This window comes from Tropicimonas sp. S265A (assembly GCF_049800835.1).
Lineage (GTDB): Bacteria > Pseudomonadota > Alphaproteobacteria > Rhodobacterales > Rhodobacteraceae > Dinoroseobacter.
Genome location: NZ_JBNAFU010000003.1, coordinates 85,224 through 106,400, shown reverse-complemented (window position 1 = coordinate 106,400; position 21,177 = coordinate 85,224). Strand labels below are relative to the sequence as shown.

Annotated in this window: 20 protein-coding genes; 13 read left to right on the top strand and 7 right to left on the bottom strand. The window is 58.7% G+C overall.

The window, feature by feature from the left end; translation table 11 throughout:
* Entirely contained in the window at positions 1–675 is a 675-nt protein-coding gene (locus ACP15N_RS10555; RefSeq protein ID WP_425092230.1) for a flagellar hook capping FlgD N-terminal domain-containing protein, read from the top strand.
* Positions 676–718: 43 nt separating this feature from the next.
* The gene (locus ACP15N_RS10550; RefSeq protein WP_425092229.1) at positions 719–1,618 is read left to right on the top strand and encodes a phosphotransferase; all 900 of its coding nucleotides are present in this window, start codon (positions 719–721) and stop codon (positions 1,616–1,618) included.
* Here the strand turns inward: ACP15N_RS10550 and ubiB are convergent.
* Both ubiB and ubiE read right to left on the bottom strand, forming a co-directional pair.
* Entirely contained in the window at positions 1,580–3,109 is a 1,530-nt protein-coding gene (gene ubiB / locus ACP15N_RS10545) for a 2-polyprenylphenol 6-hydroxylase (protein WP_425092228.1), read from the bottom strand. The genes ACP15N_RS10550 and ubiB overlap by 39 nt on opposite strands.
* Before the next feature lies 1 nt (position 3,110).
* The gene (ubiE, locus tag ACP15N_RS10540) at positions 3,111–3,863 is read right to left on the bottom strand and encodes a bifunctional demethylmenaquinone methyltransferase/2-methoxy-6-polyprenyl-1,4-benzoquinol methylase UbiE (protein ID WP_425092227.1); all 753 of its coding nucleotides are present in this window, start codon (positions 3,861–3,863) and stop codon (positions 3,111–3,113) included.
* An 85-nt stretch (positions 3,864–3,948) separates the two neighbouring features.
* Here ubiE and mutM point away from each other — a divergent pair, with 85 nt between their 5' ends.
* From mutM to recF, 7 genes are all read left to right on the top strand, one after another.
* On the top strand, positions 3,949–4,800 hold the full coding sequence (mutM, locus tag ACP15N_RS10535) for a bifunctional DNA-formamidopyrimidine glycosylase/DNA-(apurinic or apyrimidinic site) lyase (RefSeq protein ID WP_425092226.1): 852 nt from the start codon (positions 3,949–3,951) through the stop codon (positions 4,798–4,800).
* Between the two features lie 61 nt (positions 4,801–4,861).
* A complete protein-coding gene (locus tag ACP15N_RS10530; protein WP_425092225.1) occupies positions 4,862–5,638 on the top strand; it encodes an enoyl-CoA hydratase in 777 nt (258 codons plus the stop codon).
* 176 nt (positions 5,639–5,814) lie between these two features.
* Positions 5,815–6,081: a 30S ribosomal protein S20 gene (gene rpsT, locus ACP15N_RS10525; protein ID WP_425092224.1), complete on the top strand. Its 267-nt coding sequence runs from the start codon at positions 5,815–5,817 to the stop codon at positions 6,079–6,081.
* A 209-nt stretch (positions 6,082–6,290) separates the two neighbouring features.
* Positions 6,291–6,740 (top strand): rhodanese-like domain-containing protein, encoded by a 450-nt coding sequence (locus ACP15N_RS10520; protein WP_425092223.1) that lies wholly within the window; start codon positions 6,291–6,293, stop codon positions 6,738–6,740.
* Positions 6,741–6,762: 22 nt separating this feature from the next.
* A complete protein-coding gene (dnaA, locus tag ACP15N_RS10515) occupies positions 6,763–8,142 on the top strand; it encodes a chromosomal replication initiator protein DnaA (RefSeq protein WP_425092222.1) in 1,380 nt (459 codons plus the stop codon).
* 149 nt (positions 8,143–8,291) lie between these two features.
* Positions 8,292–9,410 carry a DNA polymerase III subunit beta gene (gene dnaN / locus ACP15N_RS10510; RefSeq protein WP_425092221.1) on the top strand — a complete coding sequence of 373 codons (1,119 nt, stop codon included), beginning with the start codon at positions 8,292–8,294 and terminating at the stop codon, positions 9,408–9,410.
* Positions 9,407–10,519 (top strand): DNA replication/repair protein RecF, encoded by a 1,113-nt coding sequence (recF, locus tag ACP15N_RS10505; RefSeq protein WP_425092220.1) that lies wholly within the window; start codon positions 9,407–9,409, stop codon positions 10,517–10,519. The genes dnaN and recF overlap by 4 nt, the downstream gene beginning before the upstream one ends.
* Here the strand turns inward: recF and ACP15N_RS10500 are convergent.
* From ACP15N_RS10500 to ACP15N_RS10485, 4 genes are all read right to left on the bottom strand, one after another.
* Positions 10,516–12,519 (bottom strand): glycosyltransferase, encoded by a 2,004-nt coding sequence (locus tag ACP15N_RS10500; RefSeq protein WP_425092219.1) that lies wholly within the window; start codon positions 12,517–12,519, stop codon positions 10,516–10,518. The two genes, recF and ACP15N_RS10500, sit on opposite strands and share 4 nt — an antisense overlap.
* A gap of 97 nt (positions 12,520–12,616) precedes the next feature.
* Positions 12,617–13,750 (bottom strand): lytic murein transglycosylase, encoded by a 1,134-nt coding sequence (locus ACP15N_RS10495; RefSeq protein WP_425092218.1) that lies wholly within the window; start codon positions 13,748–13,750, stop codon positions 12,617–12,619.
* A 92-nt stretch (positions 13,751–13,842) separates the two neighbouring features.
* Positions 13,843–14,913: an alpha/beta hydrolase family esterase gene (locus tag ACP15N_RS10490; RefSeq protein ID WP_425092217.1), complete on the bottom strand. Its 1,071-nt coding sequence runs from the start codon at positions 14,911–14,913 to the stop codon at positions 13,843–13,845.
* Positions 14,914–14,943: 30 nt separating this feature from the next.
* The gene (locus ACP15N_RS10485; RefSeq protein ID WP_425092216.1) at positions 14,944–15,357 is read right to left on the bottom strand and encodes a CopG family transcriptional regulator; all 414 of its coding nucleotides are present in this window, start codon (positions 15,355–15,357) and stop codon (positions 14,944–14,946) included.
* 227 nt (positions 15,358–15,584) lie between these two features.
* Between ACP15N_RS10485 and ACP15N_RS10480 the strand changes: the two genes are divergently transcribed.
* Genes ACP15N_RS10480 through ACP15N_RS10470 form a run of 3 tightly spaced genes read left to right on the top strand, consistent with a single transcriptional unit; the run spans position 15,585 to position 18,559 of the window.
* Complete coding sequence (locus ACP15N_RS10480) at positions 15,585–16,538, top strand: Bug family tripartite tricarboxylate transporter substrate binding protein (protein WP_425092215.1); 954 nt, start codon at positions 15,585–15,587, stop codon at positions 16,536–16,538.
* A 58-nt stretch (positions 16,539–16,596) separates the two neighbouring features.
* A complete protein-coding gene (locus ACP15N_RS10475; RefSeq protein ID WP_425092214.1) occupies positions 16,597–17,055 on the top strand; it encodes a tripartite tricarboxylate transporter TctB family protein in 459 nt (152 codons plus the stop codon).
* Between the two features lie 7 nt (positions 17,056–17,062).
* Positions 17,063–18,559, top strand: a complete 1,497-nt coding sequence (locus tag ACP15N_RS10470) for a tripartite tricarboxylate transporter permease (protein ID WP_425092213.1) — start codon at positions 17,063–17,065, stop codon at positions 18,557–18,559.
* Here ACP15N_RS10470 and ACP15N_RS10465 read toward each other — a convergent pair.
* Entirely contained in the window at positions 18,556–19,332 is a 777-nt protein-coding gene (locus ACP15N_RS10465) for a DeoR/GlpR family DNA-binding transcription regulator (protein WP_425092212.1), read from the bottom strand. The two genes, ACP15N_RS10470 and ACP15N_RS10465, sit on opposite strands and share 4 nt — an antisense overlap.
* A gap of 256 nt (positions 19,333–19,588) precedes the next feature.
* Here ACP15N_RS10465 and glpD point away from each other — a divergent pair, with 256 nt between their 5' ends.
* Positions 19,589–21,175, top strand: a complete 1,587-nt coding sequence (gene glpD / locus ACP15N_RS10460) for a glycerol-3-phosphate dehydrogenase (protein ID WP_425092211.1) — start codon at positions 19,589–19,591, stop codon at positions 21,173–21,175.
* Positions 21,176–21,177: the final 2 nt, after the last annotated feature.

The window sequence follows — 21,177 nt, the reverse complement described above, 5'->3', positions numbered from 1 at the left end:
ATGGACGCGATAGCATCTACGGTCCCCAATACCGTGCGCCAGTCTAATGTGCAGACCGGACAGTCGAGCGGTACTGCGATTAATTCCGACTATGAGACTTTCTTGCTGATGCTGACCACACAGCTTGAAAACCAGGACCCGACAGATCCTGCAGATTCCGACGAACTGGCCGTACAGCTCGCCACATTCTCGGGAGTTGAGCAACAAACCCTGACAAATGATCTGCTCAAGCAGCTTACAGCGCAGACCAGTCTTGGAAATATTGCGCAGATGGGAAGCTGGGTTGGCATGGAAGTGCTGGCGTCTGGCGCGGTCGGGTTCGAAGGTCAACCGATTGATTTGGAAGTTGCCATTCCCGGCGTGGCAGACAATGCACAACTAGTCGTGTCGCGGCCGGATGGCACGGAGGTTCAGCGTCTGCCGCTGGATTTGACAGACGGCAGCTTTACTTGGGCGGGTGTTTCTTCGGCCGGACAACCGCTTCCGAATGGAACCTATCAGTTCACTATCTCGGCCACTGCTGCCGGCCAACCCGTGACTGGCGGTGCGGTGAGCGCCTATCGTGAGGTTGCCGAAGTGCGGAGCGAAGGCACGTCCAGCGTCCTGATCGCGACGGCAGGTGATAGAATTGACTCCTCTGCCGTCTTGGCGCTTCGACGCGGGGATGAGGGATAGCCGCTGGCTCCGGGCGTGGCCTCTGTCTATACCCGTTCGGGTGATGCCGCGTATCAGATCAACATCTTTAGAACCCTTTCTCCCCCCTGAAGCCATTTCCGCGTTCCCGTTCCTTGCTCGTGCTGAGAACGTGCGTAGTTTGCCGGGCGGGCGCACCAGTACCGTACTTCTTGTTTCTCTTGGCGATGAGAGGTCGCAGATCGTCGTGAAGCTGGCGCGAGAAGATCTCGCCAACCCGCTGTTTCAGAACAAGCCTCACGACGAATGGGCAGCGCTTTGTGCGCTGTCTCGACATGGCGTGGCACCGATGCCTGTCGGTATGCACCCGTTGCAGGACGGCACCGTGCTTATCCTGTACCAATATCTTTCCGGTAATTCCGGAGTTCCAACTGCCCCGGATCTTGCGCGTGTTCTAAAACGCCTGCACCGGATCGCACCGCTGAAGAGATTTCCAATCCGGCCGCATGCTCCGGACGCTCTGCTCCAGGAAGCGGAGGCGATGCTCGCAGACACCGTGCTACCGCCTTGGGCAACCTCCTTGCGTCCGACGTGCCTGCCGACTGTACATCCGTTTCAACCGTGCCTCGTGCACCGTGATCCGATCGCGAGCAACACTGTCTCGACCGTCAGTGGAGATCTTGTTTTGATCGACTGGCAGTGTCCGGCAATAGGTGATCCGGTCGAAGACATTGCCCATGCCACGTCCCCCGCCATGGCTGTCGTATACGGCGCTGAGCCGGTTACGCCTGAAACCTTGCTGATGGCGTATGATGATGACCAAACCGCGCGCCGGGCAACCCAACTGTTACCATTCTACCGATGGCGGATGCTCTGCTATTGCAACTGGAAAGCCCATCAAGGCGATGACGCATACGCCGCGGCGATGGAGCATGAAGCCGCCGACCTAGAGCAGATGCAGGCCGATGCTCACCGCAAGGGCTGATGTCGCGCCGAGGGCGAACCACTGCCACTTCGACCATGTCGATGATTGCGGTGGCGGATTATCAAGCGCGGCCTGTCGCACAAGCGCGGCCTCCGCCAGTTGCGGAAGTTTTGGACCAAATTTGCCCAGAACCCGCACCGTAGCTGTCAAGTCACGAAGCAGGGCTTTTGGTCCGATATTCGCGGCAATGTACTGGCTGACGATGGGTTGCGCCACTTCCCAGATGTTGATGTGAGGGTTCAGCGACCGTGCAACGCCCTCCACCACGACCATGGTGCGTTGAAGCAGGATCAATTCTGTCCTTGTCTCCATCCCGAACCGTTCAGTCACTTCGAAAAGGTAAGCCAACAGGCGCGCCATCGAGATGCGGGATGCGTCCATACCGAAGATCGGCTCACCGACTGACCGCAGCGCCTGGGCAAACGCATCCACATCCTGATCTGCCGGTACGTATCCCGCCTCGAAATGAACCTCGGCTACACGTCGGTAATCCTTGCGGATAAATCCCATGAGGATCTCGGCATAAACGCGGCGAGTATACTCGTCGATCCGTCCCATGATCCCGAAATCAAGCGCGACGATGTCGCCGGACGGACCAAGCTTCAGGTTGCCCTGGTGCATGTCTGCGTGGAAATACCCGTCCCGCAAGGCGTGGTTCAGGAACAGCTCCAGAACCCTGCGACCCAAAGCATCCATATCGCAGCCAGTATCCCGAATAGCGCCCAATTCGTTCAGCGGGATGCCGTCCGCCCAGCCGAGTGTCATCACGCGCCGCCCACACAACTCCCAATGCACGGGAGGTACGGAAAACCCCGTATCTTCAGATGTGTTCGCAGCAAACTCTCCGGCGGCAGACGCCTCCATGCGCAGGTCCAACTCGCCATTCACGACACCTTCGAAATGCGCGATGACATCCATCGGCCTGAGCCGTCGTGCTGAGGGCGCGAGCAACTCGACCAGACGCGCAATCAGGTAGAAAGCGTCAATGTCTTTCCGAAACGCCTTCTCGATGCCCGGACGCAAGACCTTGACGGCCACGCGCTCCTCCGTGCTGGCAATGCGTGCGCTGTGCACCTGCGCGATCGAGGCCGCTGCAACCGGTTCGCTGAACTCCGAGAACAGGGTATCTACAGGCTGTTCGAATTCACGTTGGATGCTGCGCTTTGCCTCGGCCACCGAGAATGGCGGCAGCTTGTCTTGCAGAACCTGAAGCTGCAACGCGAGGTCCTTGCCGACAACGTCCGGGCGCGTTGACAGGATTTGACCGAACTTGATGTAGGCCGGTCCGAGTGCCGTGAGCGCCCGGGTGACCGGTGGCATGTCCGGATCGCCCTTCAGCCCGAGCCACTGGAACGGCCAGCCCAGGACCCTTGCCGCCACGCGAAGAGGTCGCGGGGCATCCATTGCCTCGAGGGCGACACGCATCGCTCCGGTACGCTCGAACGTGGCCCCTGTACGGATCAGGCGCCAGAAGTTGTGGGGGCCGCGCATGCTAGATCTTCCAACCGGAATGCAACGCTGCCACGCCGAAGGTCAGGTTGCGGTACTTCACCTGTTCAAATCCAGCCAAGCGGATCATGCCGGCGAAGGTTTCCTGATCAGGAAAGTTCCGGATCGACTCCACGAGATACTGATAGCTCTCGCGGTCATTCGCGACCAACTTGCCCATCGGTGGGATGACGTTGAACGAATAGCGATCATAGACCCATTGCATCCCGGGATTTGGCAGCTGGCTGAATTCCAGCACCATCAATCGCCCGCCGGGTTTGAGCACGCGGTACGCTTCTGAAAGGGCATCCTGAATGCGCGTGACATTCCGAATTCCGAAGCTGATTGTGTAGACGTCGAAGCTGTTGTCGTCGAAGGGCAGGGCCATCGCGTCCCCGACGAGCCACTCAAGACGATCCGACAGAGACTCCGCCTCCGCGCGGCGACGCCCCTCGATCAGCATCGACTCCGTCAGATCCAGCACAACCGCGTTTGCGCCCGGAGCGCGTTTGAGAAACCGAAAGGAAATGTCACCCGTACCGCCCGCAACATCCAGCAGGCGTTGAGCGTCACGCGGCGCGAGCCAGTCCATCATTGCGTCTTTCCAGACACGATGGAGGCCGCCTGACATCAGGTCGTTCATCACATCGTACTTGGACGCCACGTTGGTAAAAACGCCCTGCACGAGTCCCGCTTTGTCTTCCTCTGGAACGGTCTGATAGCCGAAATGGGTTGTCTTTTCTTCCATGTCGCTCATTTGGGCCCTTGCCGCTGGTCTTCCATCTCCTTCCTTATAGGCCGCAAGTCGGCGGTTACAACGCGACGCAACGGCAGGAGCGGAAATGCCCGAACTTCCCGAAGTTGAAACGGTCCGGCGAGGGTTGGATCCGGTCATGTCCGGGCTGCGGATCGCGCATGCAGACATCCGTCGTCCGGATTTGCGATGGCCCTTTCCCCCGCGTATGTCGGAGCGTCTGACCGGGGCCCGCGTGACGCAGCTGCGACGACGTTCCAAGTATATCCTTGCCGATCTGGACACGCGGGAAACGCTGCTGATCCATCTCGGCATGTCGGGGCGCATAGTCGTTCAGGGTGCACAGGTGGGCGTGTTCCATCATGCAAGAACAGATCCCGAAAAGCATGATCATGTGGTCCTCGACATGGAGGGTGGCGCCCGGATCGTGTTCAACGATCCCCGACGATTTGGGGCCATGGATCTCATGCCGACCGCCACGGCCGAGGATCATCCGTTACTTGCTGCGCTCGGGCCGGAGCCATTGGGCAATGCGTTCGACGAAGATTATCTTGTCGGGCGGCTGCGGGGGCGGGGTACGCCGGTCAAAGCTGCTCTGCTGGATCAGAAAATCGTTGCAGGCCTGGGCAATATCTACGTCTGTGAAGCACTCTATCGCGCGGGAATCCATCCTGCGCGCAAGGCCGGTAAGGTTGCGCCGAAACGGATCGCCAAGCTGGTTCCGATTATTCGCGACGTCTTGTCCGAAGCGATCGAAGCAGGCGGTTCCAGCCTCCGGGACTATCGACAGGCCGACGGCGACCTGGGGTATTTTCAGCACCGATTCCGGGTCTATGGGCGTGAAGGAGGCCAGTGCGCCACGGCAGACTGCCCAGATGTTGTGCGTCGTGTCGTGCAGTCCGGCAGATCGTCCTTCTACTGTCCGACCTGCCAAAGATAGCTTGCGCCTAGCGCTCCAGTTGGTAACCCTGCCCGGGTTTGGGGAACTCGGGAGCCATTGAATGGCCTACAACACACTGATCGTCGAGATTGAGGATCATGTGGCGGTGATCAAGCTGAACCGTCCGGATGCGATGAACGCACTCAATTCAGAACTGCTCGGAGAACTCGCCAAGGCACTCACTGCGGCGGAAGATAACGAAAAGGTCCGGTGTATCGTCCTGACAGGGTCGGAAAAGGCCTTTGCCGCTGGCGCCGACATCACCGAAATGAGTGAGAAGACATTTGTCGAAGTGTTCGGCTCAGATCTATTTGGTCCTGAGGTAGAGCGGCTTCTTGGTTGCCGAAAGCCGATTATCGCAGCTGTGTCAGGCTACGCGCTGGGTGGCGGCTGCGAACTGGCCATGATGTGTGATTTCATCATCGCGTCGGATACTGCGAAGTTCGGACAGCCTGAAATCAACTTGGGTGTCGTCGCTGGTATTGGCGGAACGCAACGTCTTACCCGGTTCGTCGGAAAATCCAAGGCAATGGATATGCACCTGACGGGGCGTTTCATGGACGCGGACGAGGCAGAGCGCTCCGGCTTGGTCAGCCGCGTCGTGCCAGCCAAAAAGCTCATGGAAGAAGCAAGTGGGGCGGCGCACAAGATCGCCGAGAAGTCCCAGTTGACGGCGATGGCGATCAAGGAGGCGGTCAACCGCTCCTACGAGACGTCGCTCCGGGAAGGGCTGTTGTTCGAGAGACGCCTCTTCCACGCGATGTTTGCCACCGAAGATCAAACCGAAGGCATGTCTGCGTTCATCGAGAAGCGAGAGCCACAGTTCCGGGACAAGTGACACGGAAGGCAGCACAAATACAGCTTTCCTTTCGGACTGATTCTGACTATAGCGCGGTCCAGATATGCGTGTGAGGCCCGCTCAGGCCGGACGACCCGGTTTCAGAACCCGGGCTCCCGTGGGGTCATCATGTGCTGTGAAACTGATACACGACACCCGGGAAAGGGACACACACCATGGCAAATTCGCCCCAGGCAAAGAAGCGCGCGCGCCAGAACGAAGCCCGCTTTCAGGTCAACAAAGCGCGCAGGTCGCGCATCCGCACATACCTTCGCAAGGTAGAGGAAGCGATCGCAACCGGAGACCAAGCGGCAGCCGCCGAAGCTCTCAAGGCAGCGCAGCCGGAACTGATGCGCGGCGTGACAAAGGGCATATTGCATAAAAACACAGCGGCACGGAAAATGTCGCGCCTTTCGAAACGTGTGAAAGCGCTGAACGCTTAAACCGAGTCCGAAAAGACTTTTTTCAGACGCCCCGCTCGCGGGGCGTTTTGTGTTTCTACAGGAATTTGAAGACGTTAAATATGCAACCAGTGGTTGTGTAAAGATTCGGTAACGTTTTTGCCGTGAGTCAACCGATAAGATATGTTGCGGGTCCGGGTCGTGACTTGCTACCCCTAGAACTGCGATTCATATTTGTTAGGAGGAGGCTGATGAGCACGGCGAATGTGCCCGGTGTGACTGAGGTAGACCCACAGAACGCCTGGACCATTCTCGAGAACGATACCTCGGCAGTGCTCATCGATGTTCGGTCACAGGCAGAATGGACTTTCGTAGGTGTGCCTGACCTCGACCCCGTGGGAAAACCACTGCTTCAGATCGAATGGAAGCGGTATCCCCACATGAGCGAGAACCCGGACTTCCTTTCGGAATTGGCACAGAGCTTGGGGGCATCTGCACCGTCCACGCTGCTGTTCTTGTGCCGGTCCGGAGCAAGGTCTCTGAGCGCTGCTGAAGCAGTGGCGCGGTCCCATATCGGGGACGATCACGCGATTGCTTGCGTGAACGTTGCCGAAGGGTTCGAAGGCGATTTGGATGCACAAAAACATAGGGGCACGCTTTCCGGTTGGAAGGCGCGAGGCTTGCCGTGGAGGCAGTCTTAGATAACTGAAAAAAGGGCAAAAAATGACAGAAGACACTTGGGGGAGTGTTCAAAATGATCTGCTTAAAACCATCGGGCAAAACAACTACGTTACATGGATAGAGCCAATTCGCTTCGCCACGTGCGAAGCCGGCGTAGCGAAGTTTGAGGTTCCCTCGAACTTTGTCGGCAACTGGGTCGAACGGAACTATAGCGACGACATCCTGCGCCATCTCGTGTCTGCCGGAGCCAATGTAAAGCGCATCGAATTTGATGTGGCGCAGTTGCGGGCTGATGCGCGGGCAAGGGCAGCCGCAGCAGATAACGCGCCACTGCACACCGATGATGATGCCGGGACACTGCATGCCATGCCAGCCTCTTCCACGCAAAGCTCGCCGCTCGATCCACGGCTGACCTTTGACAACTTCGTGGTCGGGAAGCCGAATGAATTGGCACATGCGTCTGCGCGGCGTGTGGCAGAGGGGGGACCGGTCTCCTTCAACCCCCTGTTTCTTTATGGCGGGGTCGGACTGGGTAAAACACACCTGATGCACGCAATTGCGTGGGAGGCACGTCGACGCAACCCTGAGTTGAAAGTCCTGTACCTTTCTGCCGAGCAATTCATGTACCGGTTCGTCCGCGCACTGCGCGAGAAAAATACGATGGGCTTCAAGGAGATGTTTCGCTCTGTTGACCTGCTGATGGTCGATGACGTGCAATTTATCGCGGGTAAAGACAGCACGCAGGACGAGTTCTTCCACACGTTTAACGCGCTTGTGGATCAGAAGAAGCAGATCATCATCTCTGCGGATCGCGCCCCTGGGGAGATCGACGGCCTCGAGGACCGCATCAAGTCGCGCCTAAGCTGGGGATTGGTCGTCGACCTGCATCCGACCGACTATGAGCTCAGGTTGGGTATCTTGCAGCAAAGGCTGCAGGATCACCTTGCATCTGGCGAAGAGGTTATCATCGACGATGGCGTTCTCGAGTTTCTTGCGCAACGCATTTCATCCAACGTGCGCGTTCTTGAAGGTGCGCTAAACCGGCTCTTCGCTTTTTCATCCTTGGCAGGGGACCATATCACGGTAGATGTCGCGCACGAGGCTCTGTCGGATATGATCCGGGCCAATGACCGCCGGATCACTGTTGACGAGATCATGCAGGCCGTTGTGAAGCACTATAATCTGCGGATGGCGGATCTTCTCGGCCCACGCAGAACGCGTACGATCGCACGTCCGCGGCAAGTGGCCATGTTCCTGGCAAAGACATTGACGACCCGTTCCTTGCCGGAGATTGGCCGTCGGTTCGGTGGGCGCGACCACACGACTGTCATCCACGCTGTCAAAAAAGTCGAAGCTCTGCGCGAGGAAGACCCGCAGATTGCCGAAGACCTCAAGATCCTGAAACGCACGCTGGAAGGCTGATCCAAAAAGCCAGCAATCACGATTTAAGGCCCGCCGATTGTCTCGGCGGGCCTTGACGCTTCCGGGAAACGAAGGAAAGTTCATTTTACCGCTTGTGCACCGCGTTCGTGCGGATAATCTCGGCGGCCCGGGGGAACAGGAATTAGCCCATGAAAATCAGCATCGAACGCGCCACCCTGCTGAAGGCTGTCAGCCAGGCGCAATCCGTTGTCGAGCGTCGGAATACCATCCCGATCCTGGCGAACGTCCTGATCGAGGCGGAGGGTGAAACGGTCAGTTTCCGCGCAACCGATCTCGATATCGAAGTCGTCGACAAGGTGTCAGCCCAGGTGGAACGTGCGGGCGCGACCACCGTCTCGGCGGTGACACTACATGAGATTGTGCGGAAGCTGCCAGATGGTGCTCTGGTCCAATTGATCGACGATAGCGCAAAAGGGCGTTTGCAGGTCGTTGCGGGACGGTCGAACTTTTCGTTGGCAACGCTCCCGAAAGAAGATTTTCCGGTCATGACCTCGACCGAGTACAGCTGCAACTTCGCCGCCCCGGCCCCAACGCTGCGCCGTTTGTTCGACAAATCGAAATTTGCGATCTCCACCGAAGAAACGCGGTACTATTTGAACGGCGTCTACATGCATATCTCCGATGGGGAGAATGGACGCGCCTTGCGCTGTGTCGCCACCGATGGCCACCGTCTGGCCCGGATTGATGCCGACATGCCGGACAGCGCGGAAACGATGCCCGGGGTCATAGTTCCTCGCAAGACAGTTGGCGAACTGCGCAAGCTGTTGGACGATGATGACGCGACGATTGCCGTGTCCGTCTCTGACACGAAAGTCCGCTTTGCCACACCCGAGATCACGCTGACCTCCAAGGTCATTGACGGTACTTTTCCCGACTACACGCGGGTCATTCCGACAGCCAACACCCGAAAACTCGAGGTCGACGCGTCGGAATTCGCCAAGGCGGTCGACCGCGTGGCGACGGTCAGTTCCGAACGATCCCGCGCTGTCAAACTTGCTCTTGATGAGGATCGCCTTGTCCTGTCGGTGAACGCACCGGACAGCGGTGCTGCGGAGGAAGAACTCGCGGTGGCGTACGGGGATGAGCGTCTTGAGATCGGGTTCAACGCGAAGTACCTTCTGGAGATCGCTAGCCAGGTCGACCGCGAGAACGCGGTCTTCATGTTCAACTCCGCGGCTGATCCCACCATGATGCGTGAGGGTGGCGACACCTCGGCAGTCTATGTCGTGATGCCAATGCGGGTGTGACGACCGCGTCACTCTCACATCTTCGCCTTTCGCATTTTCGCTCTCATCGTCTGCTTGATCTGACGTTGGATACGCGTCCAGTGGTCCTTTTTGGCGCGAATGGCATTGGCAAAACCAACATTCTCGAAGCGGTCAGCCTTTTGTCCCCCGGGCGCGGGTTGCGACGTGCATCGGCGGATGACATGGCGCGTAAGCCCGAGGCACTGGGATGGAAGATCAGTGCAAGGTTGACTGACCCAAACGGAGAGCATGAGATTGAAACTTACAGCGAGAGCGGGGCCGCGCGCCGCGTCGTCATCAATGGCAAGATAGCACCCCAGACATCTCTGGGTGTTTTGGCGCGCATGCTCTGGCTTGTGCCGTCAATGGACCGGCTGTGGATCGAGGGCGCCGAAGGACGCCGTCGCTTTTTGGACCGTTTGACGCTCAGTTTCTTTCCCGATCACGCCGAAGCGACGCTGGGTTATGAAAAAGCGATGCGCGACCGCAATCGTTTGCTGAAGGACGATGTGCGCGACGCCCACTGGTATCGCGCGCTGGAAACACAGATGGCGGAGTTCGGGACAACGGTTCAGAATAACCGCCGCATCGCCTTGGCCAAGATCAGTGCCGCACAATCCGGGGCGCAGACGGCGTTTCCGGCAGCACGCCTTGCGCTCACAGGCCCCGAAAATACGTCCGATCCTCAGGGTGCCGAGGCGCTCGCGCAGGCATGGTCCGAGACCCGGTCGCGGGACATGGCGGCAGGGCGCACCTTGGTCGGACCGCATCGAACCGACCTGGACGCTGTGTATGCAGCCAAGGATGTCCCGGCCCGCGAGTGTTCGACCGGAGAACAGAAGGCCATTCTCATCTCTGTTGTCCTTGCGAATGTCCGGGCATTGAAGGCCGATACAGGCGTGGCTCCAATCGTGCTTCTGGACGAGGTTGCAGCGCATCTGGACGCAAGCCGCCAAGCTGCGCTTTATGATGAGATTTGCGGATTGCAGACGCAGGCGTGGATGACCGGCACCGGGCCAGAGATGTTCACGGTGCTTGGTGCCCGCGCTCAGCAATTCGAGGTTCAGGTGAACTCAGAAGGAACGGAGGTCAGACCACGTCTCGGTTAGGCAGTCTCTGCCTGCTTCAGAACCTTGTCGAAACCGCACAACTCAAGCCCCTTCGGCGACAGGAAGTGAAAGTGTCGCTCATGCGTGCGCATGACTTCTTTTGCGGAGGCAGGCTTCATGCCTCTTTTTCGCAGAATGGCGGCTTCATGGCGTGGGGTGTCGTTGTCTCCGCGGTGGGTGACGATGTTCGGGAAATGCGGGTCCGTCAACGCTGGTAGGCGGTTCGGGATCTTGTAATGCCCGAAATCGAAGACTGTCTTGGAGTTATGTCGCACGCTCGCCCCCGCGCTGAAGAAGGGACTCCACCAGTTGTAGATACCTTCGGTCGGGCCATCGCTGACGCAGTAGTACTGCTGGGCGAAACTGATTGCGAAGTTCGAGTAATCCCAGAACGTGCGCGCATGCCGCCGGGCCCGGCGCGTGAAATCAAATGCAACGCAGTCGTCATCGTCCAGCCGGTATTGCAGGCAGTCGCTCAGCTCAATCTCCATCTCGGTCGTCGCCTTGCGGATCGCGTCCGATACATGCATCGGTTCGATGAACTGCAGAACCGCTTGCGGAACCTCGTTACAGATTTCGGCGAGACGGTCGCGATAGTGCTTGGGCATCCGGTCCGACGACAAAACCAGAAAAATCGATTCCTGATCGCTTTGCGCTGTCATCGCACCAAGTGTCAGATGCTCAAGTGTCGCCAGACGCGATTTCATCCGTGCCTCGGCGAAAAGCTCTTCGGCCTTTTGCTCATAGATGTCTTCGAGCTTGTCATCAGGCTGGCCACGATAGGCTTTCCAGTCTCCGCGACCAAGCATCGAAAAACGGCAAACCCCCAGCACTTTCGGCCTGCCATCGCTGATGAGCTTTTCAGATCTGATGTACGTGGCCAAGGTCGACCTGTGGACCGCGGGCGACGTGGTCTCGGTTGTTTCTTTGACCTCCAGCCTGACCAGGGGCTCACCGCACCGGTCGGCGGCCTGTTTTACCGCCGCCTCTTTTTCCGCCCCGCTCGGGGGCGTCCAGGATGCGTTTGGATCGACAAATCCGGTGTCCCTTAACGCCCCGAACAATCGATCATGGTCAAGCTCACCATAGGAATTGTGGTTCGCGTTCTGTTGCCCGGATGGCGCCCAGTTCGCGCTCAGCGCGTTGATGATTTGAGGGGGCTTTTCAAGCGTCGCTTCAAGCTGCGCCGCGATGTAGATATGATCGTCAGTGTTCCGTCGCAGCACGATGGACACCTGCTGCTGCGGTTGGGAAGCAAAGCCGACCATGTGGAAGGCGGAACTGTCGAGGCCCACAACATGCGTTGCGGATTTGTAGGCAGCAATCTGCTGGGAAACAGATAACCGCTGCGGGTGAAGCGTTTCGTAGCCGGCCGCTTCCATATTGCGTTCGAGAACATCCTCGCAGATGACCCCGCCTTTGCCACCGAACTCGGTACGGGAGATGTAGATTTTTCTTGGGGCATCCTCCTGCACCCGGTCGGCCATGCGCTGCATCATCGCCCAGAACTCCGGAGTGCCTGCCGTGATCGACCCGAGCCCGAACCCCTGACCCGGCACCACAAGTTCTTCGACCGATGTAGGGTCTGCGATGATCTGGATCGGCACACCTATCCCGAGCAGGTCGCACATTTCCCCCCTGAACGCGTCCAGATTGTCGAGGCGTGCATGGCGCGGGATGAAGATGACGCTGTCGGGTCGTTCATCTTCCACAGCCCAAAGCCGCGAGATGGACTCAGTCAGAAAGTGGCCGAAATGACCAAAAAGGATGCCGGCCCACAAGTGCTTACCCTTGAGGTGGTTGACCGGAGCAGGGGCTTCGGCAACGGCCGTGGTAAAGCGTTGCCCTTTGCGCCAGTGGGCGGCTTGGGCCACGTCGCCCTGATCGTTCCAAACGCCGCACGGTCCGAGGGGAAAATACTCCTTCGGGGGGCAGACAATCGCGTCCGGCACCGTGAGGCACGTTCGGCTCCAGCCCGCGTCAGGCAGTGGTTCAGACATCAGGTTCCTCGATCCGCGTCAGCTTTGTCTCTCGTTCATAGCAAAGCTGACGCCATGTTAAACTGGGTCTTGCCTAATAAGCTCTGAAGACACGTGGTTAGTTCAGCGATCTCAACAGCGCGATCGACGGGTCGCCTGTGACCGGCACACCAATCCGAGCTTGGTACCCTTCAATCGCAGCGCGGCTGTTCGGCCCTATCACCCCATCTGCGCCGCCGGTGTCGAAACCGGCGCGCGTTAAGCCTTCCTGCAAGGCGACCCTGTCGTCCTTGGTCATGCCGAACGCGTCCGGAGGAAACGGTGTTTGCAAAGGCGGTCTCCCGGCGATGCGATCTGCCAGGTGGCCAACGCCAATGGCGTAGGAGTCGGAATTATTGTAACGTTTGATCGTGTCGAAGTTCCGGGTCACGGCAAACTTCGGGCCCCCAGCCTGGGGCTGAATAACCCGTCCGGGCGCGTCGCCAGACACGATTTCCGAGCCCCAGCGTACTCCGGTCGTCCAGCCGTTGCGCGCCAGGTATGCTGCGGCAGAGGCCAGGGCATCGCTCGGGTCTTCGGACCATATGTCCCGCCGTCCGTCACCGGTGAAATCAACGGCGAACTCCTGATAGGACGTAGGAATGAACTGTGTGTGTCCCATGGCCCCGGCCCAACTTCCGGTCAAGCGATCCGCCGTGATGTCGCCACTGCGCAGGATGTCCAGTGCGGCGAGCAGCTGCCGTTCAAAGAACGCGCCGCGCCGTCCGTCAAAGGCAAGGGTAGATGTCGCCGATACAACCGGAACAGATCCCTGTCGGTCGCCATAGAAGCTCTCAAGTCCCCAGATCGCGCAGACAATATGGGCATCGACGCTATAGGTAGCCTCGATGCTGGCCAGAGTGCTTGCGTGCCGTGCGAACGCAGTGCGGCCCCGCGATACACGTTCATCCGACACGGCGATGGCGAGATAGTCTTCGAGTGTGCGCCTAAACTCGACCTGGTTGCGGTCGCGGGCAACGACGCCGGGCAGGTAACCCGTGCCGCGGAAGGCTTCATCGATAAGCGATCGGGAAAAACCGCGATCCTCCGCACGGGCCCGAAACCCACGAACCCAGGTGTCATAGGCGGCGTTGCGCGTCGGGCGCAGGTCGTCGGGCAACCTTGAACCGGAAGCCGTGCTGCGCGGTGCGGACCCTGCGCAGCCGCATAGCATGCAGGCAGCCGCGCCAACTCCGAAAGACCGTCTGTTCATCTTTCCACCATGCTACGCTGCTCTCGCGAAATCGGGATAAAGGCTCGTGCGGGCGGATGATAGACACGAAAGGTTCGGCGTCCAGACCAGGATCACAAGGAAAGAAAGAAGCGCACCATTTCGCCGCTGGCATCTGGTCCGGCGGTGTCCGTATAGGATCCCCCCGATTGTCCACCCGACCAGGCATGCCCGAGATCCTCGACCGTCCAATGCTCCAGCATCGTTTGTCCCTGCGGCGTCGATGCGACCAGCCTCTCAAACGCGCGCCCTCTGCACTCTCCCTTCTCGATGGTTTCGAGCATTTGCGGACCGGCATTTGACGCGACCTGCCGCGCGATCAGATCGCCATTGGCAGGGTGAACGGTTTTGTCCGACTGTCCGTGAAACACGATCGTTGGTATCGCGGTATTGCAAGCCAGCTGTTGATCCGGTGCGTTCGTTCCGGCCATCAAGGCGAAAGCCGATGCGACGTCTTTTGCTGCTCCGTATGGAAGTCCGGAATGCACACCGACGCCCGAAAACACATCCGGGTATGTCTCGCCCATGACAACCGCCATGGCCCCACCGGCTGACAGGCCAGCGACATAGGTTTTCGTGGCAGGCACGGTGTATCGTGCTGCAATTTCCCTGGTCAGGCCTGCAAGAATGGCGGGTTCGCCCCGGTCCCGACGCTGGTCGCCACGGCTGAACCAGTTCCAGCAGGATTGGGCGTTGTCGCCGCGCGATTGCTGGGGATAGATCACTACGAAGCCATGGGTTTCCGCCAAGGCGTTCATGCCCGTGCCGATCGCAAAATCTTCCGGAGTTTGCGTGCAGCCATGCAGCATGAGCACCAGGCCGGTCGCTCCGGTCGTGGCAGAACTGGGCACGTAACAGCGATAGGACCGTTGTCCGGCGCTGCAGGAAAAGGTCGCTGTTTCGAAGCTAGCGCCGTCGGGGATATCGATAGGCACGGGCGATTTGGTCGTCGATTGGACTCTTGAAAGCAGATCTTTCATCGCAGACAGGTTCGGTGTTGCCGGCGCATCCGTAGGGTGGGTCGCTCCACCGAGCAGTCCGTGCCGGGCGAGCGTTTGTTGAACCAGGTCATTGGCTGCGGCGATGCGCGATGTGCGTGCGTCATCGTCCGCCGGGCGCTTGGCGCCGACGTTGAAGGTGAACATGCGATGTGTCCTTTCGGCAGGGGTTGAGCCTCAGTTTATCCGGTCCGCCAGCGCCTTTTTGATTTCAGGACTTGCTTGCAGCGCTCCCAGAACGGTGATGGAGCCGATTGTCTGTACCGCAAGGTCAACCGGGACATCCGATGCGATCCGGGCAAGGCCCACGACCTTGACATGCAGGACTTCGGACGCGTCGCGCAACGCTTCCAGATCGGCCTTGGTGTAGTCCCGCAATCCCAACTCCATCGTGTGACGTTCAATGGATTGCGCGACGGTCTTGTCGTGTGCATCCAGTTTATTGCGAATTGCAGTGCGGATGAAGTCGCTCCTATTGGAGTAAAACCCTTCACGCACCAGCAAATCGACGCGGCCAAGATCAACATATCCCAGGTTGATGGTAATCTTTTCCGTCTCGATCTGACTTTCGCGCGGTTTCTTTTGAGCCACCAATTTTGAATTCTCCATCCGTGTGGATGTTATATGGATGGTTTTTTGCTTCATTGCAACCGCAGCATCCAAAAAACTGCATAGAAAACACCATTCCCTGATGCTTCGTGGCGAATGCGGCCTACCTCGCAGGAGGGGTAGAGGAGATTAACCAGTCATGCTGCCCCGGTGCATTCGGCTGCGCGTTCGGCAATTGCATGCACCCCGACTGGTTTGGGAGGATAAACATGAAGTTGACTGCGTTGGCCTGTTGTGTGGCCGGAACCCTTGTCGCGAGCACGGCTTTTGCCGATGACAATTTCCCCGAGCGCCCGATCAATCTGATTGCGCCGTTCAATGCGGGTGGCGGGACGGATTTGCTGCTGCGGGGGTTTGCGCCCCACTTTGCCGAAGCTATTGGCGGTGATGCGTTTGTGTCCAACATGGCGGGTGGGTCCGGTACGGTCGCCGCATCGGCCCTGCAGGGGCAGCGGCCGGATGGCTATCAGTTGGGCTATTTCTCTATCACGGTCTCCACGATCCAACCGCAGATCAAGAACGTGCCTTACAACGTGGATAGCTGGACGCCGATCTGTTCGGTTGCGGCATCCCCGACGCTGTTGTTCACAAATGCCGATACGCCTTTCCAGACGGCCGCTGACGTGGTCGAGGCTGTAAAAGCAGAGCCGGGCAAGTATGTTTATGGCTCCTCTGGTCCGGGGGCGATGACCCACCTTACGACCGTAGCGGCGTTTGCGGGCCTTGGTATCCTGGACAAGCTCAAGCACCTGCCGTTTCAGGGGTCAGGGCCTGCTGTCAAGGAACTGACCGCAGGAACGATCCAGTTCTTTGGAGACACCGAGATTTTGATGGATCGTGGTGATTTCCGGCCCTTGATGGTGTTCAATTCCGAGCGGCTTGCAAACTATCCTGATGTGCCAACGGCTGCCGAGGCAGGTATTGAGCCGCCCCTGAACGAGCTTTACCTCTGGGGCGGCCTCTTCGCGCCTGCGGGTCTTGATCCAGAAGTCACGGCCAAGCTTGAAGCGGCGTGCGAGACGGCTGTAGCCTCGGACGGGTTCAAGGAATTTGCGGCCAATTCCGGCACGGTGATCAACTACCGCGGCGCTGCGGAGTTCGATGCCTTCTTCCGCGAGCAATACGTATCCAATGGCGCGCTGATCGAAGCCGCGGGTCTCTGATTGAGCGGATTCCGGGCGGCCGCGACGGCTGCCCGGTCCCGGACCGAAGGGACCCAGAATGTCGCGCATTGCCAATGAGCAGGTGATGGTCCTCCTGGGGCTGTTGCTGATCGGTGTGGGGCTTTATGCCTCTACCTTCGGGCAGGTGTTTTCGAGCACGGACCTGGCGCAGTCTCCGGTGTTTTTTCCACGCATCATCTTGGTCCTCTGGATCGGGCTGTCACTTCTTGCACTGGTCCAGGCGCTCTGGTCGCCGTCTGGTAACCCGACTGTGGCCAACTGGTGGCGTGTGCTTGTGCTGCTGCTCGCGTCAGTCGTCTACACCAACGTCATCGGCCGCGAGGGGTTCTTTTTGCCATCGGTCGTTTTCGCTGCGATCTCCCTGCCGATCTTCGGGATACGAAATCCAGTGACCGTGGCGTTCTATGCCATCGCCGTTCCCGGTGCTCTGGTTCTGTTTTTCAATCACATGCTGAAAATGCCGCTGCCTGTGTCACGCTTCACGCATCTGTTCTGAGGCACGCATGCTATCCTCCCTTCCCGAAGCCATTGCCATCATTCTGACGCTCGAAGGCATTCTTGTCCTGGTGCTTGGCACGGTACTTGGTATTGTTCTGGGGGCGATGCCCGGGATCGGATCAACCGTAGCCGTGGCTATGGTTCTGCCCTTTACGCTGACAATGGGGCAGGCCCCTGCCATCCTGTTATTGCTCGCGGTTTATGCCGGGTCGGTCTATGGCGGGTCGATTGCAGCCATCCTGATCAACACGCCCGGAACGCCGCAATCGGCAGCCACCTGTCTTGATGGATATCCCATGGCGCAACGCGGCGAGGCCGGGCTGGCGCTTGGCTGGGCGACGATTGCATCTGTGATCGGGGGGCTCGTATCCGCCATTGTTTTGATCTTCGCCGCACCGCAACTGGCGGCCTTTGCGCTCGAGTTCGGTCCGATCGAAACGTTCACTCTCATCCTTTTGGGCATGACCTGCATCGTGTCTGTCTCTACCGGGTCGGTGATCAAGGGGCTGCTTGCGGGGATGATCGGGATCTTCCTTTCCACTGTCGGTGGCGACCCGATCATTGGCGAGATGCGCTTCACGTTCAACAACTGGCAACTCTTCGCCGGGTTCAACCTGCTTGCGGTTGTTATCGGAGTTTTCGCCCTGTCCGAGGTTCTGATGCGGGCGAGTGCCAAACTGAACACCACATCAGACCTGATCGATTTCAAGGGCGTAAAGCTGCCAAGCCTCGCGATGTGGAAAGGGCGGGGCAAGAACCTTGGCAAGTCCGTTCTGATCGGCAACCTTATCGGTGTTCTTCCGGGAACAGGCGCGGCCACAGCTGCCTTTATTTCCTATGCGGAGGGGCGCAGATCATCCCCCAATGGAGACAAGTTTGGCTCAGGCGAGCCGGATGGCATTGTCAGTTCCGAAGCCGCAAACAACGCGGTTACCGGCGGTGCGCTGGTGCCGACGATGGCGCTGGGCATTCCGGGCGATGCGATCACGGCGGTGATGCTGGCGACCCTGACTCTGCATGGGATTACACCGGGCCCAAAACTGGTTGAGGACAACCCGAGTCTGATTGCCGCCATCTTCGCGGGCTTTTTCCTGATCAACCTTCTTTTGCTGCCATTGGGTATTCTGTTGTCCCGGGTGGCCGCGCCAATTCTGCGAGTGAAAGAGGCATACATGATGACGGCTATCGTGCTTTTGTGCGCGGTAGGGGTGTATTTTGTGCGCGGAAATCCGTTCGACCTGCTCGTGATGGGGGCCGCTGGCGTCGGTGGGTTCATCCTGCGGCGACAGGGCTTCCCGATGGCACCTCTGGTCATCGGGATGGTTCTGGGGCCCACGCTGGAGATTACGTTGCGCCAGGGTCTGATCCTGACCGATGGCAGTTTCCTCGCCTTTTTCTCGGGCCACCCCATCGCGCTTGTTCTGGGCATGACTGCAATGATTGCACTGATCTTTCCCTTTGTTCGGCAGGTGCTTGCGGCACGGGCGCGGAGCGCGCCCTAGGGCGTGTTGGCCTTTCCCGCGATCTCGACGCGGGTTCCTGCATCGGCGCAGAAACGTAGGCACGCAGATGGCGGCGACACATCCGTGAAGAACACATCTACGGCATCCAGTGAGGCGATACGCGCTGGTGCCTTACGCTCGAACTTGGACGCATCGGCAGCAAGAAAAACAGTTTCGCTTCGGCTGATGATCTCCTTGCTGACGCCTACCTCCTGAAAGTCGAAGTCGAGGATCTCGCCGTCTTCATGCAAGGCGGAGCATCCAATTACTGCGAAATCGAACCGAAACTGGCCGATGGACTGTTTGGCGAGATCGCCAACGAGCCCGCCATCCGAGCGCCGCAGGTTCCCACCTGTGACCACAACCTCGATGTGCGGATTGGCCGACAGGACCACCGCGATGTTGATGTTGTTGGTGACCACCAGCAAACCTTCGTGCCGCATCAGTTCTGCCGCGACAGCTTCGGTTGTGGTGCCAATGTTCAAAAAGACGGAACAGTCATTGGGAATCTCCTGCGCGACAGCCCGGGCAATGTCGACCTTGGATGACTGGTTCAGTTCGCGCCGTTCGCTGTATCCGATATTGGTCGTGGTGGAGGGAAGCACGGCTCCGCCATGTACGCGATCCAGTTGGCCGGCATCGGCCAACTCTGTCAGATCGCGGCGGATCGTTTGCGGTGTCACCCCAAAATGGGACACGAGTCCTTCGACCGTCACCATGCCTTCGCGACGCGCGATATTGATGATCTCGGGTTTTCGCAGTGTTTGTACCATTTCGACCCTGCTGTTCGTTTGTACGCTGTTATAGCGCGAATTTGTTCGAATTTACGATGACTCAAGATCGATTCTACCTCCCAAGTCCTTTTTTGCGCTTCGATCCGGCCACACCTTTTTGATGGAGGAGTTAAAAAACCTCTTCGAACCATATACTTACGACAAATCGATCATAAACGAACATTTATATCTTCCATTCGCACGCGTTTTTTGTAACTAATTGGTTGCGCCTTGAGGGGCGCGAGGGAGGAAGCCAATGAGGGCGAGCTTTGACCTGCTGGTTATCGGCGGGGGCATAAACGGCTGTGGTATTGCGCGTGACGCTGCGGGGCGCGGGTTGTCCGTTGCCGTGGCAGAGATGAACGATATCGGGGCGGCCACCTCTGCCGCGTCGACCAAGCTGTTCCACGGCGGTCTTCGTTACCTTGAGTACTTCGAAGTTCGCCTTGTGCGCGAGTCCCTCATCGAGCGCGAAACTCTACTCAAGGCAATGCCTCATATCGCATGGCCGATGCGGTTCGTGCTGCCCTATCATCAGAGTATGCGGTTTGACACCACGACGCCGACGTCGAAACTGCTTAGTGTCGTGATGCCGTGGATGAAAGGGCGCCGCCCGTCCTGGCTGATCCGGATTGGTTTGTTCCTTTATGACCATCTTGGTGGGCGCGAGATCCTACCGGGTACGAGTGGTCTGGATCTGCGCAATACGCCAGAGGGCGCACCGCTGAGCCCGAAATTCGAAAAGGCATTCGAGTATTCGGATTGCTGGGTCGAAGACTCACGCTTGGTCGTGTTGAATGCCCGTGATGCCGAAGCGCACGGTGCCACCATTCTGCCGCGACAGAAGGTCGTCTCCGCTGGTGTCGAGGACGGCATGTGGCGCGTCGAGCTTCGCAACTCGTCCACCGGTGAAATGCACAGTGTGACTGCCAAGATGGTCGTGAATGCGGCCGGACCTTGGGTCGGGGACGTATTGCGGGGAACCCTCAAGAGCAATCAGCAAAGCGGTGTCCGGCTGGTGCGGGGCAGCCACATCGTGACAAAGCGGCTCTTCGAACACGACAAGTGCTACTTCTTTCAAGGCACCGATGGTCGGATCATTTTTGCAATTCCGTATGAGACTGATTTTACGCTGATCGGGACGACCGATGCAGACCATCCCGATGCATCGATCGAGCCCGAATGTACGCCCGAGGAACAGAGCTACCTGATCACCTTCATCAACCAGTATCTTGCCTCGCCGATTTCGGATGCGGATGTCGTGTGGACCTATTCCGGCGTACGGCCTCTCTACGATGACGGCGCTACAAGCGCGACAGCGGCCACGCGCGATTACGTTCTGCAACTGGACAAGAGCCGTGGCGCGCCCGCGCTGAACGTTTTCGGTGGAAAGATCACGACCTATCGTCGACTTGCGGAAAGCGCTCTGGACGAGATCAAGACCGTATTCCCGGATGTTGGGGGGCCGTGGACCGCCTGCGTGCCCTTGCCTGGGGGCGATTTTCCGGTCGATGGCGTGGCAGCGCTGATCGAGGGACTTCGTGCAGATCACGCGTTCCTGTCCGACCGTTGGGCGCGGCGGTTGGTCCGGGCCTACGGAACAGAAGCCGCTGAAATTCTTGCAGGTGCCAGGTCACAAAGCGACCTTGGCGAAGACTTCGGCGCGACCATGACCGCACGGGAGGTCGCGTGGCTTATGGACAAAGAATACGCGCAATGCGCAGATGATGTGGTCTGGCGACGCAGCAAGCTCGGCTTGCGTCTGACGGAGGATCAGATTGCGCGGCTCGACACTTGGATCAAGGACCGTTTCCGGGCAATGCATCCGGCGGCAGCGGAATAGGG

Coding starts and splice junctions, on each gene's coding strand:
- ACP15N_RS10555 (WP_425092230.1), top strand. CDS start 1: ATGGACGCGATAGCATCTACGGTCCCCAATACCGTGCGCCAGTCTAAT.
- ACP15N_RS10550 (WP_425092229.1), top strand. CDS start 719: ATGCCGCGTATCAGATCAACATCTTTAGAACCCTTTCTCCCCCCTGAA.
- ubiB (WP_425092228.1), bottom strand. CDS start 3,109: ATGCGCGGCCCCCACAACTTCTGGCGCCTGATCCGTACAGGGGCCACG.
- ubiE (WP_425092227.1), bottom strand. CDS start 3,863: ATGAGCGACATGGAAGAAAAGACAACCCATTTCGGCTATCAGACCGTT.
- mutM (WP_425092226.1), top strand. CDS start 3,949: ATGCCCGAACTTCCCGAAGTTGAAACGGTCCGGCGAGGGTTGGATCCG.
- ACP15N_RS10530 (WP_425092225.1), top strand. CDS start 4,862: ATGGCCTACAACACACTGATCGTCGAGATTGAGGATCATGTGGCGGTG.
- rpsT (WP_425092224.1), top strand. CDS start 5,815: ATGGCAAATTCGCCCCAGGCAAAGAAGCGCGCGCGCCAGAACGAAGCC.
- ACP15N_RS10520 (WP_425092223.1), top strand. CDS start 6,291: ATGAGCACGGCGAATGTGCCCGGTGTGACTGAGGTAGACCCACAGAAC.
- dnaA (WP_425092222.1), top strand. CDS start 6,763: ATGACAGAAGACACTTGGGGGAGTGTTCAAAATGATCTGCTTAAAACC.
- dnaN (WP_425092221.1), top strand. CDS start 8,292: ATGAAAATCAGCATCGAACGCGCCACCCTGCTGAAGGCTGTCAGCCAG.
- ACP15N_RS10500 (WP_425092219.1), bottom strand. CDS start 12,519: ATGTCTGAACCACTGCCTGACGCGGGCTGGAGCCGAACGTGCCTCACG.
- ACP15N_RS10495 (WP_425092218.1), bottom strand. CDS start 13,750: ATGAACAGACGGTCTTTCGGAGTTGGCGCGGCTGCCTGCATGCTATGC.
- ACP15N_RS10490 (WP_425092217.1), bottom strand. CDS start 14,913: ATGTTCACCTTCAACGTCGGCGCCAAGCGCCCGGCGGACGATGACGCA.
- ACP15N_RS10480 (WP_425092215.1), top strand. CDS start 15,585: ATGAAGTTGACTGCGTTGGCCTGTTGTGTGGCCGGAACCCTTGTCGCG.
- ACP15N_RS10475 (WP_425092214.1), top strand. CDS start 16,597: ATGTCGCGCATTGCCAATGAGCAGGTGATGGTCCTCCTGGGGCTGTTG.
- ACP15N_RS10470 (WP_425092213.1), top strand. CDS start 17,063: ATGCTATCCTCCCTTCCCGAAGCCATTGCCATCATTCTGACGCTCGAA.
- ACP15N_RS10465 (WP_425092212.1), bottom strand. CDS start 19,332: ATGGTACAAACACTGCGAAAACCCGAGATCATCAATATCGCGCGTCGC.
- glpD (WP_425092211.1), top strand. CDS start 19,589: ATGAGGGCGAGCTTTGACCTGCTGGTTATCGGCGGGGGCATAAACGGC.